Annotated in this window: 14 protein-coding genes; 5 read left to right on the forward strand and 9 right to left on the reverse strand. The window is 63.6% G+C overall.

The annotated features are described in order from the left end of the window. Positions 1-185: 185 nt before the first annotated feature. A complete protein-coding gene (locus tag pbN1_RS14910) occupies positions 186-1,451 on the forward strand; it encodes an RDD family protein (protein WP_169203313.1) in 1,266 nt (421 codons plus the stop codon). Positions 1,452-1,526: 75 nt separating this feature from the next. Here the strand turns inward: pbN1_RS14910 and pbN1_RS14915 are convergent, their stop codons facing one another. The 9 genes from pbN1_RS14915 to pbN1_RS14955 form a co-directional block, all read right to left on the reverse strand. Then, complete coding sequence (locus pbN1_RS14915; RefSeq protein ID WP_169203312.1) at positions 1,527-1,994, reverse strand: hypothetical protein; 468 nt, start codon at positions 1,992-1,994, stop codon at positions 1,527-1,529. 21 nt (positions 1,995-2,015) lie between these two features. Next, on the reverse strand, positions 2,016-2,324 hold the full coding sequence (locus pbN1_RS14920) for a hypothetical protein (RefSeq protein ID WP_169203311.1): 309 nt from the start codon (positions 2,322-2,324) through the stop codon (positions 2,016-2,018). Positions 2,325-2,666: 342 nt separating this feature from the next. Continuing rightward, the gene (locus tag pbN1_RS14925; protein WP_169203310.1) at positions 2,667-4,376 is read right to left on the reverse strand and encodes a hypothetical protein; all 1,710 of its coding nucleotides are present in this window, start codon (positions 4,374-4,376) and stop codon (positions 2,667-2,669) included. An 8-nt stretch (positions 4,377-4,384) separates the two neighbouring features. After that, complete coding sequence (locus tag pbN1_RS14930; RefSeq protein WP_169203309.1) at positions 4,385-5,503, reverse strand: hypothetical protein; 1,119 nt, start codon at positions 5,501-5,503, stop codon at positions 4,385-4,387. After that, a complete protein-coding gene (locus pbN1_RS14935; protein WP_169203308.1) occupies positions 5,493-6,044 on the reverse strand; it encodes a hypothetical protein in 552 nt (183 codons plus the stop codon). Before pbN1_RS14935 ends, pbN1_RS14930 begins: the two co-directional genes overlap by 11 nt. A gap of 2 nt (positions 6,045-6,046) precedes the next feature. Next, positions 6,047-6,265, reverse strand: coding sequence for a helix-turn-helix transcriptional regulator (locus pbN1_RS14940; protein ID WP_168954392.1), 219 nt, complete (start codon positions 6,263-6,265; stop codon positions 6,047-6,049). A gap of 234 nt (positions 6,266-6,499) precedes the next feature. Then, on the reverse strand, positions 6,500-6,784 hold the full coding sequence (locus tag pbN1_RS14945; protein ID WP_169203307.1) for a HigA family addiction module antitoxin: 285 nt from the start codon (positions 6,782-6,784) through the stop codon (positions 6,500-6,502). 10 nt (positions 6,785-6,794) lie between these two features. Then, the gene (locus pbN1_RS14950) at positions 6,795-7,073 is read right to left on the reverse strand and encodes a type II toxin-antitoxin system RelE/ParE family toxin (RefSeq protein WP_169203306.1); all 279 of its coding nucleotides are present in this window, start codon (positions 7,071-7,073) and stop codon (positions 6,795-6,797) included. A 25-nt stretch (positions 7,074-7,098) separates the two neighbouring features. Continuing rightward, a complete protein-coding gene (locus tag pbN1_RS14955; protein ID WP_169203305.1) occupies positions 7,099-8,481 on the reverse strand; it encodes a tyrosine-type recombinase/integrase in 1,383 nt (460 codons plus the stop codon). A gap of 603 nt (positions 8,482-9,084) precedes the next feature. Between pbN1_RS14955 and pbN1_RS14960 the strand changes: the two genes are divergently transcribed. The 4 genes from pbN1_RS14960 (at position 9,085) to pbN1_RS14975 (ending at position 16,795) form a co-directional block, all read left to right on the forward strand. Further along, complete coding sequence (locus pbN1_RS14960) at positions 9,085-11,001, forward strand: putative bifunctional diguanylate cyclase/phosphodiesterase (RefSeq protein WP_169203304.1); 1,917 nt, start codon at positions 9,085-9,087, stop codon at positions 10,999-11,001. 25 nt (positions 11,002-11,026) lie between these two features. After that, the gene (locus pbN1_RS14965; protein WP_169203303.1) at positions 11,027-14,617 is read left to right on the forward strand and encodes a response regulator; all 3,591 of its coding nucleotides are present in this window, start codon (positions 11,027-11,029) and stop codon (positions 14,615-14,617) included. 37 nt (positions 14,618-14,654) lie between these two features. Then, a complete protein-coding gene (locus tag pbN1_RS14970; protein ID WP_169203318.1) occupies positions 14,655-15,452 on the forward strand; it encodes a CheR family methyltransferase in 798 nt (265 codons plus the stop codon). Between the two features lie 185 nt (positions 15,453-15,637). Next, positions 15,638-16,795, forward strand: coding sequence for a GGDEF domain-containing protein (locus tag pbN1_RS14975; RefSeq protein WP_169203302.1), 1,158 nt, complete (start codon positions 15,638-15,640; stop codon positions 16,793-16,795). The last annotated feature ends 66 nt before the right edge of the window (positions 16,796-16,861 follow it).

A 16,861-nucleotide genomic window follows, 5' to 3' on the forward strand; every position in this document is an offset into this window, starting at 1 on the left:
GACCGGTGCCTGTGTGACAGGGGTACCTGCGTAGTGCTCTCACGCCGACCCCCTGAAAACCTCCGCGTGTAACAAATTTTGCAGACCGTTGGGATAGTTGCTTATCATCGGCACGTTCTGCTGAGCGTGGCGAACTCTCTTCGTCGCTTGGAAGATGCTCATTTTGTGGGCCAGCAATAGCGCACATGGCTGCCGCCATAGAGGAGGGATTTTTCGTGAATGGGTGGTGGTATGAATCAAGGGGCAATCGGCGCGGCCCTGTTCCCATCGAGTTACTTAAGACCCTGCTCGACGAGCGGCAAATCAGCCTCGACACGTTGGTGTGGCGGGAGGACATGGAGAATTGGGAACGGCTGTCGTCTCTCGTTGAACTCGCACAGATGATTCCCGCCGCGCCTCCTCCCCTGCCGAAGGCGCGCCCTGTTACTGCCGGACCGTGGCGACGGTTTTGGGCAAGAACACTTGACACCTGGTTAGAACTTGTCGTGGTTGTATTGCTCATGCTCGTAGTCAGTAGGATGTTTCCGTCGGTTCAGGAATGGTTTAGCACGCCGACGGGAAGCGCCTTTTTTGCTTTGACAATGTTGCCCTCCGCACAGGCCGTTGACGCTACCTCTCATGTAATCTTCGGGAATACTCTGGGAAAGGCGTTGTTGGGACTCCATGTTGCGAATCGAAACGGCCATCCCCTAATCTTTTCCGAGCACCTTGAGCGGAACCTCGGAATGTGGCTCCGCGGCATTGCTCTTGGATTTCCCCTCATTGGGCACGTGGCAATGTGGCGTCAGGCTAACCGACTACGCCAGAAGCAGCTAGCGTCCTATGACGAATCGGGCGGCTTTACCGTACTGGTATCGCCTGTGGGTGGAGTGCACATAGTCGGTTTTGTGGTGGTGTTTGCAGCTCTTGCCCTCGTAGTGCTTACACTTAACACGATGGATAGGACAATGAGCAGCAAGGCCGATCTAACGGCAACGGCATCCGTAGAGACAAATTCATCCACGACGGGCATGACGTCTCCGGGTAGATGGAAGAACCCGCGCAGTGGGCACGAGGTGATGCTGCCACTCGGATGGGATGTCTCTCAGAAGAGTACCGGTCCAGCCCGTGTTTCCTACGAGTTCAATGATGCTCTTCGTCGGACGCGCGTTGAATTTGGCTTCGAGACCGAGGAACGCCGTTCGATAAATGACTACGTCCAAGAAGATCGGAACCGTATTTTTCCTTCGGTCCGCTTTGGCGGAGAGGGCGAGTATCGGACCATAAGAGGTCATGCCGGTTGGAGTTCGGACGGTATTCCATCGGACAACCGCTCCGGCGCGGCATTCGCCGTAATAATTCAAACCCCGGAGGGGTTCTGGTGGGCCGCGAGCGTCATTTACCCACCGACTGAGGTTGATCGACCGGATGCCCGAGCGCTCATGTTCGATCTGCTGAAAACGGCGATGTGATGCTCGAAAGAATTGGGGGCGGGCCGGGAACAGGCAAACGACGTTAGGCACCCGCCCGTGCGCCCCCACGGCCGATTACTGCTCGTCGTCGTGCGGGGTGTATCCCTCGCCGCTGCTCATGTCCCAGTGCATGTCGAACCCGGTGCCGAGAATTTCGATCATTTCGGCATCCGAGAAACCAACGCCCGCCAGTGCGGCGGCGTAAGGCCACCACACAGGGGGCTGAAACACGCCTCCGATCGATTCCGTGACGTTTGCCATGCCCCGGCGGAAAATGTCTTCCTCGTACCAGACGCCCAGCTTCGACGGCTCGTAATCGGCGGCGAGTTCGCAGAACAGGAAGCGAACGGCTTTCGCGACGACGGGGCGGCATGTCTTCTGGTATTCGGCGGGGTAGGTGTTCCACTCGGACGCCACCTTCAGCCAAGTGACGATGGGGTCGGACTGCCGAACGGTGCACACGGGCACGCGGTTCTTGTTCTCGCCGACGAGTTCAACGACGAACCTGGCGGTCGTGGGGGTGGTGTAGGCGGTCGTGTGCATGGTGCGTATCTCCGTTGCGGTTTAGTCGGTCGTGTGCATCGCGAAGAGCGCGAGCACGTCTAGGGGTGGGCGCCCCCGTGGGGGCAAGGGCACGCGGCGGCCCGGCGGCGCGTACAGCACGCGCAGCACGCGGCGGTTGTGATTCCGGCTCCAGCGTCGGGCGCGGTGCCAGCCAAGCATTTCGAGCACGTGGGGCAGGGCGTGGCGCGGGATGCCGGTTGCGCGGGTGAGTTCGTGCGGCCGATAGAGGGTCCGCCGGTCGGCGTCGGGCAGGGAAGCCCACCACGTTGTAACGCGGGCGAGGTCGTGGGCGAGGCGAAGCGGGTTCATCGGAGCGTTCCTCTTGTCGTAATGCCGGGGGTGCCGGGGGTATGCCGGGGGTCGAAAATCACAACCCCCGGCACCGAAAACCCAGTAACGGCGCGGGTTTCAGCACGTTTGCCGGGGGTGCCGGGGGTTGGAGGCGAAAATTCTTCTACTACTCTCCCTCCCTCCTCCCTCTCTCTACCTTTTCTTTTTTCAGAAGAAAGATAAGAACAACCCCCGGCACCCCCGGCACAGTGCCTCAATCCCAGTGCCCGCACGGCTTTCAGCCCGCCGGGGGTTGCGTTTTCGACCCCCGGCACCCCCGGCACCCCCGGCAAAATGGAGCGCTTCACGAGGTGCATGGGCTTACTCGCCATCCGACTTCGGCATGAGGAACACCCACGCGCAGTTGTTCGCGCCGCTGATCGGCTTCAATGCCGCCTCGATCCCGGCCCGCGCGAGCACTCCTTGCACCCGTTGCAGCGCGCCGGTCGTCGCCCGTGCCGTGCCCGGCAACGTCGTTCCCCGGCTCGTCCAGTCGTCGCAGTGCCTCGTGACAGCCGAGCAAATCGCTTGCGCCGTGGCGGCGACGATCACGCGGCCCTTGATCTGCCCTGCGCACCATCCCGGCACTTTTTGCCAGTGGCGATAACTCGGGAGCTTTTCGGCCGGCTTTGCCTCGGCGGCCCACGTGTTCAGCGTCTTGACCAGGGCGCGCGCGAAGGTGTCGCCCTCGATGTAGTCCTCGGCGGCGCGCTGCCGCTTGCTCGACATCAGATCGACGAAGTAACCCACCGGGTGCCCGAGTGCCTGCGCGATGGCTTCGCCGGTCTGGTTCCATGCAACCATGCGATGCTTCCAGGCCCGTTGCGCCGCGACCGCAGCCCGATCCCGGATCGACACGTGCAAGAGGTACAGCAGCCCGCCGAGCACTTCGGGCAGCTTGTCCGCGTATTCCGCCCGCACCTCGGACTCGGGGCGATAGGCGAGGGGTTTCTTGATCGACACGATTAACGCGCGGTCCTGAGTGTCCGATTGCCTGAACGGCGGCAGTATCCCGGTGACAATCTGGGCGCAGTGAATGCCGAACGTGGCGGTCCCGGCGTTGGTGTAATACTCTCGCTGCGTCACCGCGCCGCCGGTCGATGCCCGGCACATGAAGTCTTCGGGGAGCCGCCCCGATACGTTGTCGAGCATCACGACATGACGCCCCTGCGCCGCTGCGATCATGTCGCGTTCATCCTGCCCAGTACTCGGCATTTCACCGTCAAACGGGTCGATAGTCTGGGCGAGACGCCACGCTGCCGCGCTCTTCCCCGAGCCCTCGGGGCCGATGAACTCAAGGATGGGGTGCGGACTGTCCGCGCGCAGATACTCCACCGCAACGGCCACCACAGGCAGCTTGTCCGCGTCGGGCACGTTTGCCACCATGGGTGCTATGAACTCCCACGCCTGCGCGGCATTGCCGCACGGGGCCGGCATTGGCAGCGCGCCATACCCCCGCCCACGTCGAAACGGAATCGTGTCGTTCTTCTCCACGGTCACGCCGGCCGCATTCACTCGAACCACGTGGCCGTCAGGGGCGCTAAGGTCGAGCAGGTAGTCGGCGCCATCCATGCCGATGCGTTGATGCACCGTCCTCCGGGGCTGCGCCCGCGCCCGAGTGCGCAAGGTGCTAAGTACCGTTGCGACGGCGTCCTTTCCGATCATGCGGCCGGAACTACGCAAGGCGGCCTCGCGGATCGCGTCTGCGACTTGCTCGGACTCCAACGGTACCGCCTCGGGGCGCCTGCCGCTGCGCAGCGTGACGTAGAAGCGGCCGTTCTGGTTCTCGAATGGGGCGAATTCGCCCGCAAGCGCCTGGGTCGCCTGTGCGCCTCGCGTCGCGGCGTCGGCCGGCTGCACTTCCTTCCCGATCTGATCGAGCTGCGCTTGAGCCATCGCGGGCACCTTCGGCCCTTCCTGCGACTCGGCGGCCGTCGGCAGTTGGATGACAGGTACGAGCCCTTGCGCACCCTGCGCGGGCGCCTTCCTGGCCTCGTACTCCGCGCGGATCTGGGCGACGCGCTCCCTCATTCCCGCGCTCATGCCGGCACCCCCCGCAGTTCCTCGAAGGCGCGACGGTGATACGCCGCAAGGTATTGCGCCGCCGAGAGCCCAGCCGCCGACAGTTCGCCCCCTTGTGCCATTTCGCCGCGCACGAGGGCCATAGCCTTGTCTCGCGCCCGTGCGAACAGCTTGCCCACCAGTGCATCAGGCGGTGCTGCCGAAGGCATCCAGCGCGCCCACATGGATTCGGGGTCGAACCGGCTGTCGTCGTTTTTTTCCTGCGCTTCCGCGCTCGCCGTGTCGGTAAATCTCCACCACAGCGCGGCCCCGTCCTCGTCGGAGAGGTGCCCGAGCATCACGGCACCTTTCAGCGCGCAGAGCCCGGCAAGCCAGTCCGCATAGTGCTCCGCACCGACGAGCGCGAGCGCTTCGGCGTAGCGCGCGCTCTGATCGCCCACCGGCGCGACAGGCGCGGCGAACTTGGTCCGCTCGGGCTTCGGGGGCACCAACGACAACAAGGCGTCCGCACTGAGCAAGGCGCCACGCATCGCAATGCGGAACGCGAGCTGGACGCGATCAGGATGCGCCATCCATACGCCGGCCTGTTGCGACAACTTCGCCGTTGCAGGGTCGGCGAGCCCATCGAAGTACAGGCCATTCAAGACGTGCCACACGTCTGCCCAGCGCACCGGATCAAGCGCACGGTCCATGAACAGCAGCACCCGCGCGCGGACCTCGTCAGGCGCCTTGCCGTGCGAATGCGTCGAGTATGCGCAGAACATCACGCCGGCCGCCACCATGTGTTCCACGATGCGTTCCCACTGTGCGGGCGTCAGCCCGTCCAGGTCGTTGGCGAACGCGCTCCCCTCCGTCAAGTGGGCCGCGCTGCGCTGCTTGCCCGACTTTCCAGGGAACCGCTCGGCGGTCTTGCCGACGAAGGGCGCGACCTTGAGCGGGCAGAGCACGAAATAGGGCGCGTTCGACTTGTCCTCGACGAGCCGGGGGCCGTCCTCCGGGGCGATCATTTCGATAACCCGCCACGCCGACAGGTCGCATTCCTCGTTGCTCGGGATAGTGGAGAACGCCCCACGAAAGAACGTCAGGGCATGAATCGGCGTGTTCGGCGGCGAACTGCTTCGAATATCAAGCGCCATCGTCGCCCCCTTCGTCGCTCGGGGTGACGTCGATCACGTCGCGCGGGTTGTTCTGTCCGTGGCGAAGGTCGATAACGATACGGTGCTCGTTCGGTTTCTCGGGGGAAGGGTCAGCGTCGCCCGGGCGCAAAATGAAAATCGTCGCCTTCGGGGCGTCGTCCTCCATCTGAGCGCGAAGGCGCGCGGCGCGCTCCTCGGCGAGCCCGGATACCTTCAAGGCGGTATCCATGAGTTTAGCGGCGGTCGCGGCGCCCACTTCACCTCCGTCCACCAGGGCTTGAGAGTGGGTCAGGAGGCTTTCAAGCAGGGCCAGGGCTTGTGCTTTCGCCAGTTCGCCACTGTCGCGCATGCGATCAATTTCGGCCATCACCACGCGAGAACCTTCCTCAGACGCCGCAAAGTCGAGAAGTTGATCGGCAGTCATCCCCGCCCGTGCTGCCGCCGTGTCGGGGTCTTTCAGCCCCTTCGCCATCAGCGCGGCGTCTTTGCGCATGCGCGCCCAGCGCTCTTCGGCATCGCTGGGTTTGATGAGATTGGGCATGATTAGCCCTCCGTGCCCGACGTGCTGCGCCATTCGCCGCGAACCCACGCCTGCAAGTCGGTCATGCGCCATCCGACAGAGCGGGCGCCGAGTTGCAGGCGCTTCGGCGCACGTCCTGCGCGTTCATCTTCCCACCAGGCGGTTCGAGACCGGGCCGTGATAGCCCGGCGCTCGTGCTCGCGGACGATGCGGTCCGGGGTAGTACTGAGAGAATCCAGCATGTTTGCCTCCGTTCGATTGATCGATACGGAGCACCCTAAAGCATTGCGTCGGTTCGTGCACTATAAAAAACGTGTGAAATCAATTGCTTGCGGTGATGTCTTTCACCTACGGCGATGTACCAACGTGTATGGAGAATCACCAAAGAATACCGCGCCTGCGTTGAGTGTTGTAAAAAAACAACAACATCGGCCGGCCCGCTTTGCGTGATGCCCTTCACGCGGCGGCAAACTCAGTCAGGCGCCGATGCGCGCCACCGGCGACCGTTCTTTGGCGCGCTCGCCGGCCGCCCACAGGTCGCGCTGCGTTTGCAGCCGCAGCCAGTAGCCGGGTGACGTGCCCAGCGCTTCGGATAGTCGCAGGTCCATGTCGGCGGTGATGGCAGCGTGTCCATGCAGGATGCGCGAGAGCATCACGCGGCTGATGCCCAGATGCGCGGCAAAGGCGGTCACGCTCATGTCGAGGTCTTCAAGCCAGCCGGCGAGCAGTTCGCCAGGGGGGGCGGGGTTGTGCATGTTCATGTCTCGTGCCTCAGTGGTAGTCGAGGTAATCCAGCAGTTCCACGGCTCCGCCCTCGAATCTGAACGTCAGCCGCCAGTTGGCTTGCACCGTCATGGACAGGAAGCCGGCGCGGTCGCCTGAGAGCCCATGCAGACGCCAAGAAGGGCGGGCAAGGTCTTCCGGTCCGGCGGCAGCGTTCAGGGCGGTCAGCATCTCCCTCAGGCGCTTGGCGTGCATCGGCTGAATGCCTGCTTGGGAGCCGGTGCGGAAGAACGCCTCCAAGCCCTTGTGACGGAACGAGACAATCATAGTTTGTATAGCGTCGATTTACAATTCAGGCAGCGTTCTTGTTCTTGCGCCGGAGCGGGCGCACGTTGCCAGCCGGTTTCTCGCCTTTCTCGATGGCGTCGAGCCGCGCCTCCCAAGCGACCAGTGCGGCGCGCTTCTCGTCCGTGTAGGCGTGCCGGTCATAGTGGGCGGCCTGCACTCCGCTGATGCCGTGCGAAAGCAACTGCGCGCGGGTGTCGCGCGAGATGCCCATGCCGGCGAGCATCGTTTCGCAGGTGCGGCGGATGTCGCGCAGGTCGAACGGTTCGCATTTCATGGTCGCGCTGATTTCGGCGGCGCGCTTGCCCGGCGTCGTGAAAATCATCGCGACCTTGCCGTGCGTCGAGAAGAGCCACATGCCGCCCACGTCGCCGGGGACTTCGCCGGCATCCTCGGCGCGCTTCTGCTCGCGCTCCTTGGCCCGGGCCACCAGACCAGCAGCGAGTGCGGCGGCTTTCGGTGCCAGCGGCAGCAGGTGTTCGCGGGCGCTCTGCCGTTTGCCCTTGCCGTCCCACAGTCGAAGCGTCGCCGTGTCGGCGTCGTAGTCGCTCACCTTGGCGCGCAGCAGTTGCGCCATGCGTTGCCCACCAGCCAGAAGCGCCAGCCGCAAGGCTTGGTCGGGCAGTTCGTCGCCAAGGGCATTGAGGTAGGCGCGCAGCTCGTCGGCGGACAGGGTGCGGTTTCCGGCCTGCACTGCGATGGCGGGAATGTTGTCGACCGGGTTGTGCTCGACACCGAAGGCGATGAGGTCGGCAGGCATCACCGAATCGAAGGGCGCGCGCTTGGCAGCGTTGAAGGCGGCGGACAGGTAGCTGCGCAGTATCCCGGCGGCGCGCTCCTTGCCGGCCTCGCGTACCTTGCGGACCATCGCGGCGATTTGGTGAGAGGTTATTTCGCGGGCCGGGGCGGCGGCAATCGCTTCATGCGTGAAAACGTGGCACTTGAAAGCGGAGCGGGTAGCGGCGGCGCTCTTGCCCTTGCCGATGCGCTCGAGGTGGCCTGTATAGGCGTCGCACAGGGCGCGCAGGGTGTAGCGGCTCTGTTCGTCGGCGGCGCGCTTGGCGGCCTCCTGCGCGGCCTTGGCGGCAGCCTCGTCGGAGGCGCGGGCCTCTTCCAGTTCTCGCAGCACGTCGCGCGGGTCTTTCCCGTCGTCAATCCACCGCTGAAACTTGCGGGCCTCGTCGCGGGCGGCCTCGATAGTCCATGCGTCCGTGCTGCCGATGGTGATGCGGATGTCCTTGTAGTTCAGCGTCGCTTTGAAGATGAACGACTTTGCGCCAGACGGGCGAGCGCGCACAGCGAGGCGCGGCATGTCCTCATCCCACAGGAAGCCATCGCCCTTCGGCTTGAAGGCGGCGATGCGGGGAAGGGTCAAACGCTGGCGGGGCATGGCGGCATCCTCGGGGAACGACTGGGGAACGAATGAATGTGATTTTCGTCTATTCCCGTCTATTGCGCAAGGAATGCTGTTTTGCCTTGAAACCCAGTGTATGCAAGGATTTGTGCGGCTTTATCGCCTTCTGTCTATCTTCCGTGAATAGCGATAAATTCTGATTAGTAATCAGTAGGTCACCAGTTCGATTCCGGTCAGCAGCACCATAGATTCAAGCAAAAAGGCCAATCCTTCGGGGTTGGCCTTTTTGCTTGTCGGGCGACCGGTTGGGCGAATCTGCTTGCCTTCCTGCGCGTAGAGTGGACGATTTTGTATCAAATCGTCGCGGAAATCCGTATGCCGGGAGGGAGGTCGGTGACCGGACTCGTATCCCCGCACCGCTTTGGGAATCGAATAACCCTTAGGCGGGAAGCGACTTTCGTCGCTGGAGTGCGCGCTGCAACCCTAAAGATCGAAGGCTGAAATCCCGGATACCGCTTCCGGGGGCGCTCCCGCGCGAGCAGCTTTACGCTCTGGCCGACGCCCTTTCATGGCTCTATAGTCGGTAGTTTTGTGCCTTGAGGCATCCCCCTACAACCGCAATTCGTACCGGGCACCCCTATGGATCCCGAAGAGAACCCGCTGGTACTCGTTGTCAATGACGACGATGCCAGCCTGAAGGCCGTCGCCGCGCTGCTTGAAACTGCGGCGGAGCACCTGCGTTTCACGGTCGTGACCGCGAGCTCGGGCGAGGAGGCGCTGCGGCAGCTTCTCGAGCATGAATTCGCGACGATCCTGCTCGACGTGAATATGCCCGGACTCGACGGATTCGAGACTGCCCGGCTGATTCACGGCCGCCCCCGTTCGGCTGCGATACCGATCATCTTCCTGACTGCTCACCGGTCCGACGAGCTCGACCGGATCAAGGGTTACGAGGCCGGCGCTGCCGATTACCTCTTCACCCCGCTCGTCCCGCAGGTGCTGCAGGCAAAGGTAGGCGTGTTCGTCGAACTTTGCCGACAACGGCGGGAACTGGAGCACAAGGCGGCCTTGCTCGCGGATCTCAATCGCGAGCTGCAGGTACAGCGCCTGGAGGATCTGGAGCGTGCCAACGCGGCCCTGCAGACGGAGGTTGCAGAGCGGCGCGGAGCGGAAAAGCTTGCCCGGGAGCTCGCGCTTCGGGACACGCTTACCGGTTTCTTCAACCGCCGCTCGCTCAACGACCGTCTCGCACATGCGATCGCGGTGGCCGGTCGCCAGAACGACCGTCTCGCGTTGCTGTTTCTGGACCTCGATCGCTTCAAGTGCGTCAATGATTCCCTCGGGCATGACAAGGGGGACGAACTGCTGAAACAGGTCGCCACGCGGCTGAGCGGTGCGGTGCGGGAGGCTGACACGCTGGCCCGGTTCGGCGGCGACGAGTTCGTCGTATTGCTCGAAAACCTGCACGACAAGGACGATGCCGCGCAAGTGGCAATCAAGATCTGCGCCGCGCTGGCGCATCCGTTCGAGCTTGGCACCAGCACGGTGAAGGTGTCCGCGAGCGTCGGGATCAGCCTTTACCCGGAGGACGGGACGAGTGCGGGCGCGCTGATGAAGAATGCCGATCTGGCGATGTACGAAGCGAAGCAGAGGGGGCGTAACGGCCACGAGTTCTATCACGAGGAACTCAACCGCCGCCTGCTGGAACGCATCCGGCACGAGCACGAGCTGCAGCAGGCGCTGGAGAACGACGAATTCGAGTTGTACTACCAACCGAAGGTCAACGTCGTCGAGGGAACGATCGCGGGGCTGGAGGCGTTGCTGCGCTGGCACCATCCCCAGCTCGGATTCCTTTCGGCCGAACAGTTCATGGGGCTCGCCGAGGAGGTCGGCATGCTGGTGCCGTTGGGCGAATGGGCGCTGCGCGCGGCGTGTCGCCAGGCGCGGCAGTGGCAGGATGCGGGATGGCTCAAGGAAACCGTGCGAATCGCGGTGAATGTCGCCGAGCCGCAGATCTATTCGGCGCTGCCCGACACGCTCGCGTGCCTGCTCGACGAGCACGGACTGTCTCCGGCGTATATCGAGCTCGAGATCACCGAAACCTTGTTGATGCGCGACGTGGACCAGGCGGCGAGCGTGCTGGCGCAGATCGGCGCAACCGGCGTATCGATCGCGGTCGATGACTTCGGCACCGGCTACTCGTCGCTCGCGATCCTCAAGGCGCTTCCGATCCACGTCCTCAAGATCGACCAATCGTTCGTGCGCGACCTGCCGCACGACCATGACACCCATGCCATCGTCACCGCGATCGTCCAGATGGCCCACGCGATCGGGCTCAACGTCATCGCCGAAGGGGTGGAAAACGAAGCCCAGCTCGGGGCGTTGCGCAGGCTGGGATGCGACGAATACCAGGGGTACCTCTACAGCAAGCCGCTCCCGGCGAGCGAGCTGACGAAGAAGTTCAAGGCCGGTGGCGCGAAACGTGTGCAGGGCAATATGCGCTGGCATGCCTTGGCGGTGAGCGGGGTGAACCAGCCGAGCCTTGCCGGAGAGTAAGGTCAGCACGGAGAGCAGTGAAGCAATGCCAAGTCGATTGAGTATCACGACGCGCCTGGTCGCCGGGTTTTCCCTGATGCTGGTGGCGACCCTGCTGCTGGGTGTCATGAGCCTGCGCAGCATCCACGGCCTCGCCGACACGACCGCCAGCATGTACCGGCACCCGTTCACCGTGGCTATCGCAATCCGCGAAGCGAAGGCGGAGGCGCTCGTCGCCCAGCAGATCATGAACACTCTCGTGCACTACGCGGACCCTGCGGAAGTCGAGGGCTACGAGCAGAGGCTCGAGGCGCGGCGCAAGGACAATGACGCGAGGTTTGCGTTGCTGCGGGAGCGTTACGGCGGCAGCCCCGTCGACTTGGACAGGATCCAGCAGGCGCGGGACGACTGGAAGGCGGTGCGCGCCGAGACGACGGCGCTCGTGAAAAGCGGTCGTCGCGCCGAGGCGATCGTTTTGCATGGCGAGCGCTCGGGCCGGCTTGTCAATGCGCTGCTCGACCGAATGAACGTCGTTTCGAATTTCTCGGACGAGCGGGCTTTGGCCTACCAGCAGACCGCCGAAACCGAGGCTGTGTCCGCCGGGCGCCTGCTTGTCGCCGCGCTGGTGCTGATCCTGGCTGCCGGGGCGGTCTTGACCTTCGTCATCACGCACAGCGTCAACCGCTCGCTGCGGCGCGCCGCTGGCGAAGTCAAGCGAGTGATCGAAAGCAGCTCGGACAAGGCGCGCGTCGTGGAGGCCATCGGCGCGGGAGACCTGAGCCAGGAGATCGGAGAGTCGAAGCCGCTCAAGATCGACCCGGAGGGTTTGCCGCACGACGAAACCGGCGTCCTGCTCAAGGCGGCGGCGCAACTGAGCGCGGTCCAGAGCGAGCTCGACCACTCCTTCCGCAACATGACTTCGTCGTTGCGCCAGGCGCGCGCGCAGGCCCGTGACGCGGACTGGCTCAAGAGCGGGCTGAACGAACTCAACTCGGTGATGCGGGGAGAACAGGTGGCGTCCGACATCGCCGACAAGGTGCTTGTCTACCTCGTGGAATACCTGAAGGCTGGAGTCGGCGCGCTGTACCTGCTCGACGAGCGTGCGGAGGAACTGAGCCTGGCGGCGAGCTATGCCTTCACACGACGCAAGAACCTCGGCGACCGCTTCCGTCTCGGCGAGGGGCTGATCGGGCAGGCCGCCCGGGAACGCAAGCCGATCTGCCTCGCGAACGTGCCGGCCGATTATCTGCCGATCGCCTCCGCACTCGGCGAGTCCGTGCCGAAAGTCGTCCTCGCGCTGCCTTTGCTGCATGGAACGCGGCTGATCGGCGCGCTCGAGATTGGCACTTTCTCCGAAATGACGGACATCCAGCTCGAGTTCCTGAGCCTGGCGCAGGAAGCCGTCGCGATCGGCCTGAGCGTCAGTCTGTCGCGCCAGCGGATGGCCGAGCTCCTCGAAGAGACCCAGCAGCAGGCCGAAGAACTCCGCGTGCAGCAGGAGGAACTGCAGCAAAGCAACGAGGAACTGGAAGAACGTGCCCAGATGCTCGAGACGCAGCGCGAAAACATCCGGGCGAAGAACCGGGAGATCAAGCTCGCCGCCGAGGACCTTCGCCTGAAGGCGCAGGAACTCGAGCGCGTGAGTGCATACAAGTCGCAATTTCTCGCGAACATGTCGCACGAACTGCGCACGCCGCTCAACAGCCTGATGATTCTGTCCAGCCTGCTGATGCAGAACAAGGACGGCAACCTGAGCGAAAAGCAGATCGAGTTCGCGTCGACGATCCACTCGGCCGGCACCGATCTGCTCGACCTCATCAACGATATCCTCGATCTGTCGAAGATCGAGGCAGGGCGGATCGAACTCGACTTCGCCGATATCGCTGTCGAGGAGCTGTCCGCGTCGATGCGCAGCCTGTTCCAGTCCCAGGCCGAGCAGAAGCGGATCGCATTCAGCGTGGAAGTCGAGGCGGATGTCCCCCGAACGTTCCACGGGGATACGCAGCGCGTTCATCAGATACTGAAGAACCTTCTCTCCAACGCGCTGAAGTTCACCGAACACGGCGAGGTCAGGCTGCGCGTGACTTCCCCTTCCGGCACCGGCAATCCCCTGCCGGAGCCCGCGATCGCGTTCATCGTCAGCGATACCGGCATCGGGATTTCGCCGGACAAGCAGCAAGGGATTTTCGATGCCTTCCAGCAGGCCGACGGTTCGATCAGCCGCAGATACGGTGGCACCGGCCTGGGCCTTTCGATCTCGCTCGAGCTGGCCCGCAGGATGCATGGCGATATCCGCATGAGCAGCAGCGAAGGCAAGGGCAGCGTGTTCATCCTGTACCTGCCGCTCTGCGGCGAAAGCGACAAGGCGCCAGAGCGGCGCCGTCCGCCCGCCGCGCTGCTCCCGCAGCCGCCCGTCTGTTCGCCGGTGCCGCAGGAGGCCGGTCATTCGAAAACCGGCGACCGGAGCATCCTGGTCGTCGAGGACGATCCCGAGTTCGCGAAGATCCTGCAGGAAATGATCCGGGCGCGCGGGTTCTCCGTCCTCGTCGCCGAGAGCGGGGAAAAGGGGCTCGAACTCGCGGAGCGGGAGCTGCCGAGCGCGATCATCCTCGACGTGATGCTGCCCGGCATCGACGGCTGGAACGTGATGCGCAGCCTGAAGGACAACCCGCGCACGCGCCACATTCCGGTCCACTTTCTCACCTGCCTCGAGGAGCGGCAAAAGGCTTTGGGGATGGCGGCGATCGGCTTCGCGACGAAGCCCGTCGACAGCGACCAGTTGAACAAGGTCATCGAGGCGATCGAGCGCACGGTGACGAAGTCCGTCAAGCGGCTGCTTGTCGTCGAGGACGACCAGAACGAGGCGTACAGCATCGTCGCGCTGCTCGACGACAAGGAGGTCGAGATCTCGGTGGCCTCCTCGGGACGCGAAGCGGTCGATCTGCTGGCGTCCGAAACCTTCGATTGCGTCGTCCTCGATCTCGGGCTGCCGGAGATGTCCGGTTTCGATCTGCTCGATCACATGCAGGAGATGGAACGCGGCGCGCGCGTCCCGGTCGTCATCCATTCGGGCCGCGAGCTGAGCGAGGATGATGAACGCAGGCTGCGGCGCTACGCGGAAAGCATCGTCATCAAGGGCGCGAAGAGCCCCGAGCGGCTGATCAACGAAGTGGCCCTCTTCCTGCACCAGGTCGAAACGAGGCTGCCCGCGAACAAGCAGCGCATGATCCGCGCGGCACTCGACAAGGAGGCGATGCTCGAAGGCAGGAAGGTGCTGCTGGTCGACGACGACATGCGCAACCTGTTCTCGCTGTCGAGCGTGCTTGCCGAAAAGAATATGGTCGTGATCGAGGCGGACAACGGCCGCAAGGCGCTGGCCCGCCTGGAAGAGCATCCGGATGTGTCGATCGTGCTCATGGACATCATGATGCCGGACACCGACGGTTATGCCGCGATGCGCGAAATCCGCCGCAATCCGCGCTTCGGCAAGCTTCCGGTGATCGCGATGACTGCGAAGGCGATGAAGGGCGATTACGAGAAATGCATCGAGGCGGGAGCGAGCGACTACATCGCCAAGCCGATCGATGTCGACAAGCTGTTTTCGCTGATTCGCGTGTGGATGTATCAGCGTGTCTGAGTGGGACCACCCGAAACCGGATCTGCAAGAGGTGGAAATGCGCTTGCTGCTCGAGGGAATCGAGCAGGTGTACGGCTACGACTTCCGCGACTATGCGGAAGCTTCGATCAGGCGCCGCCTCGTGCGCTGGCTCGCCGAGTCCGGCTTCGAGACGTTTTCGCTCGCGCAGTCGCGGCTGCTGCGTGACCGCAGCGTCTTCGATTCGCTGCTGCGCGGAATCACTATCAACGTCACGGAAATGTTCCGCGACCCCGCCTTCTTCAGGATGGTGCGCACGAAAGTCGTTCCCTTCCTCCGGACGTATCCGTTCGTCAAGATCTGGCACGCGGGCTGTGCCACCGGCGAGGAAGCCTACTCGATGGCGATCTTGCTCAACGAGGAGGGGATGGCAGGGCGCTACCGGATCTACGCGACCGACATCAACGAGGCGATCCTCGAGCGAGCGCAGGAAGGCATCCTCTCGGTCGCCAACATGCAGCTGTTCACCCGCAACTACCAGTTGAGCGGCGGGGCCGCGTCCTTCGCGGATTACTACACGGCGCGCTACGAGCACGCGCTCTTGTCCCCGGCGTTGCGAAAAAATATCGTCTTCGCGCCGCACAACCTCGCGACCGACGGCGAGTTCGGCGAAATGAACATGATCCTGTGCCGCAACGTCATGATCTATTTCAAGCCGCCGCTCAAGGAACGCTGCCTGCGCCTGTTCGACGACAGCCTCCCGCCCGGCGGATTCCTCTGCCTCGGGCTGAAGGAGGTGCTCGAACGAACGAGCATCGAGGCCCGGTTCGCAGAGATGGAGGGCCACATGCGCATCTACAGGAAGCGCTACGACTGACCTTCCACCGCGTGAGGCAGGGCACCGGACCATATGACCCCGTCAACCATTGTGAAATCGGCATCCGCGCGAGAAAAACGTCTCGTTTTCAGATAGATCGATGCTGAGAACGGCCAAAGCCGGCTGCTAGACTTGCGCCCGGTCCATCAATCAGCGAACCAACGTTCTGAAGGGAAAGAGCAGGAATGTCATATCTGGCCGACGTGTTGTGGCACAGACTCGCCGGCCCGATGCCGGGGGAACTGGATAAATCGGAACTCGGCTACCTCTTCCTTCCGAACCGGCACATGCCGCTTCTGATGCGGCGACGGGCGACGATGATCGTCAATCGCGTGCGGATGTTCGCGTTTCTGTTCGCCGTGCTCACGCCGCTGTGGAGCGCGATCGATTTCGTCGTTTTTCCGCCGTCGCTGTGGGTCACCCTCGCCCTGATGCGGCTTTTTGCCAGCGCCGCGTTCGCGACCCTCCTGATCTGCTACCGGCCGTCGGGCAACCTGTTCGATGCCTACCGGGCGATTGCGGTCCTGTTCGCGATTCCGACGGCGTTCTATGTCGCTTCGCACACCGTGCTCAGGACGTACCAGCTGTCCGAGCTTTCAGCGGCGATCGGCGCCGGCTACGCCTTCCTGCCGTTCGTCCTGCTCGCGGGCCTGTCGGTCTTTCCGTTGACGCTGATCGAGAACGTGCTGATTTCGAGCCCGATCCTGCTCGCACAAGCCCTCGCCGGCTATCTGAGCTGGTCCACGCTCAACTGGCCATCGTTTGCCGGCTCGTTCTGGTTGCTGGTGCTGATCACCGGCGTGTCGATCATTGCCGGGATGAGCCAGCTCACCTTCATGACGGCGCTGGTGCGCCAGTCGGTGCGGGATCCTCTGACCGGCGCCTTTTCGCGCGGTAGCGGCGAAGAAATGCTCGAATTGCAACTGGGCATCGCGAATCGCAACCAGGGGTCGATCACAGTCGCCTTCATCGACGTCGATCACTTCAAGAGCATCAACGACCGCTTCGGCCATGAAGCGGGGGACAAGGTCCTGATCACGCTCGCCACGCACATCACGGCGGCGCTGCGGCGTGTCGACGTCCTGGTCCGCTGGGGCGGCGAAGAATTCGTCGTCATCATGCCCAACACCGATCTCGCCGAAGCCCGGACGGCGATCGAGCGCCTGTGCAGGCTCGGTCTGGGTGCCGGCCCGGATGGCACGCCGGTGACGGCCAGCATCGGCCTGGCGGAGCGTCGTACCGACAGCACCGGCGACTGGAAAGCCCTGATCGAGAAAGCCGACCAGCGGATGTATCACGCCAAGCACAACGGCCGCGACCAAGTCTGCTTCGGCGCCTGTTAGAAGTGGCGCCGCCTCGCACCGGGGCGGTCTCATCAGCGCGCCGGCAGCGCCGCATCAGGGGAGGGG

The sequence above is a fragment of the Aromatoleum bremense genome (assembly GCF_017894365.1).
Taxonomy (GTDB): Bacteria; Pseudomonadota; Gammaproteobacteria; order Burkholderiales; family Rhodocyclaceae; genus Aromatoleum; species Aromatoleum bremense.